This is a genomic window from Teichococcus aerofrigidensis (genome assembly GCF_054073225.1).
In genome coordinates this window covers 1-2,583 of the sequence record NZ_JBSXMU010000219.1, presented here as the reverse complement: position 1 = coordinate 2,583, position 2,583 = coordinate 1, and the positions used below count along the sequence as shown (strand labels likewise).

General features: G+C 70.6%; 1 protein-coding gene. It reads right to left on the bottom strand.

The window, feature by feature from the left end; all coding sequences use genetic code 11:
• Nucleotides 1-77: 77 nt before the first annotated feature.
• Complete coding sequence (locus tag ACVMLK_RS20670; RefSeq protein WP_457487494.1) at nucleotides 78-2,249, bottom strand: flagellin N-terminal helical domain-containing protein; 2,172 nt, start codon at nucleotides 2,247-2,249, stop codon at nucleotides 78-80.
• Between the last annotated feature and the right edge of the window lie 334 nt (nucleotides 2,250-2,583).

Genomic DNA, 2,583 nt, shown 5'->3' with positions numbered 1-2,583 from the left:
GGGGGGGGGGGCGGGGGGGGCCGCCCCCCCCCCCCCCGCCGGTCCGGGGGCGCGGCGGGCGCGCCCCCTTCGGGTCATCAGCCGCGGAACAGCGACAGGATGCTCTGCGGCGCCTGGTTGGCGATCGACAGCGCCTGGGTGCCGAGCTGCTCCTGCACCTGCAGCGCCTGCAGGCGGGCGGCCTCCTCGGACATGTCGGCATCCACCAGGGCGCCGACGCCGCTGGTCAGGGTGTCGACCAGCTTGTCCATGAAGTCCTTCTGCAGGTCGATGCGGGTCTGCGCCGCACCGAAGGCCGCGCCGGCCGAGAGCACCGCCGTCTCGATCGTCTTCAGACGGGCGAGCAGGTCGGAATAGTCGGTGCTGGAGACCGGGGTCTGCTCGGTCGCGACGCCGGTGGCATCGGACTTCGTCACCTGCAGGGCCGAGGCGGCGGTGAAGGCCGTGTCGGTGTCGCCCGAACGCTCGGCATCGACATAGAGCTGGCCATCGGCGGTGAGGAAGGCGATGTCGCCGCCCGAGCCCTTCTTGCTGTTGATGTCGGTGACCAGGCGGCCCAGCATCTCCGCGTCGGTCTCCTGCACGTTGGCGCGGCTGACGGTGGAGGTCTGCGCGGCGCCGGCCGCATTGGTGAAGGAGAAGGAGAGGGTCTCGACCCGCTCATCCGCCGCCACATTGGCCAGGGCCGCGACGTCGTAGGTATAGCCCGCGGAGGCGCCGGCCGAGGAGGTGTCGACCGTGGTGGAGACCGCGTCATCGGTCACCAGGAAGCCGGTGACGGCGCTCGGCGCCAGGCTCTGGTCGAACACCAGGCCCGTGCCGGCATCGTTCAGATAGGCGAAGTTGAAGCCGGCCGCCGCATTGATGTTGGTCACAAAGGTGGCCGCCTCGCCGGCGGTCATGGTGGTGGCGGCGGCGGCCTGGGTGACCGTATGACCGACGCCGTTGATCGTGAAGCGGGCGGAGACGTTGCCGGCCGCCGCAACGATGCCGGCCAGGGCGCGCGTCTGGGTCGTGGCGCCGCTCGCCGTCAGCGTGCCGGCCGCGGCCGCACCCTTCAGCTTCAGCGCGTCCTCGCCCTCGAAGGTCACCGCGCCGCTGGCCAGCGAGGCATCGACCACCAGCTTGCCGGTGCGCTCGTCGATCGAGGCGATGGTGTTGCCGCCGCCGGCGGCGAGGTTGATCTGCTCCTTCAGCCCGGCCAGCACGGCGGCGTTGTCGTCGCCGGTCAGCGCGGTGTAGCTGGCGATCTGCCGCTGGCCCTCGACCTCGAACTCGAAGGAGTAGACGGCACCCACCGCCGGCGCGCCGGCGGCCAGGCCGTAGGAGAACTTCGGCGCCTGCGGCGCCTTGTCGACGGCCGCGCCCAGGACGATGTCGTTGTCGGTGTCGAGCGCCTTGGCCAGCGCCGTCTCGCCGTCGAAGGTCACGACGTCGGTCGCCAGCTCGGCATCGACCAGGAGCTCGCCATTGGCGCCGATCTCGGCGAAGGCGTTGCCCGCGCCGGCGGCGCTGTTGATGGCGTTCTTCAGGCCGGTCATCAGGTCGGAGAGCGAGGTGGTCGTGGCGGTGAAGCTCGCGACCTTCTCCTTGCCGTCGAGCTTGAAGGTGAAGCTCAGCTTGTCGCCCACATCGACGGTGCCGGTCGGCGCGGCATAGGAGTAGCTGTCCTTGGCGCGCTCGACGGTCAGGCGGTCGAGACCCTCCAGGGCGCCGCCGGCGCTCATGGTCAGGTTCTGCTGCGCGACGGTGATGTAGCTCGGCACCAGGTTGCTGCCATCGGCGTTGACCGAGGCCAGGATCTTCTCGTCGCCCGAGCGGCTGTTGTTGATCAGGTTCACGCCCTTGAAGGCGGAGCTGCCGATGATGCTGTCGATCTGCGCGACATACTCGTCGATCGCGGCCTGCACGGTGGCCGAATCCTTGACGCCATCCTGCACCGAGGTGACGCTCTCGCGGATCTTGGAGATCAGGTCGGCGATCTGCTCGGTGCCGGCGGCGGCGGTGGAGACCACGCCGCTGGAGACGGAGAGGTTCTCGCTCACCTGCTTGAAGTTGGCGATCTCCGCGCGCATCGAGGTGGCGACCGCCCAGGTCGCCGCGTTGTCCTTCGCGGTCGAGACCTTGAGGCCGGTGGAGATGCGGTTCTGCGTGTCCAGCAGGTTCTTCTGGGTGGCCTTCAGCGACTGCAGCGCCGTCATCGCGCCGTTGTTCGTGAGGATCGAGCTGACCATCTGAGCGCCCTTCAAGGGTTCCGGTTCGGGGAAGCGCCTTCTGACGCGGCTATCGCTGCGCGCGGCACCTCGAGGGGCCGACCGCGACGAGACTTCCTAGCGCCGGCGGGGAAAAATTCGCAATCGCCGCGGTGCCTCAATCGTCCTCCGCCGCGGCGCGCGGGGGGCGGCGTCACGCCTGCCGGTCCAGGCTGGCGGCCAGGGTGTGGCGCAGGCGGCGCCGGCGCGGCCCGGCGGGCGGCCCGTACAGGCCCGGATCGGCGGCCCCGGCGACATCCTGCCGCAGCCGCTCGCGCACCGTCTCCAACGCCCCCGCCACGGCGCCCAGCACCAGCGCGTTCTCCTCCGC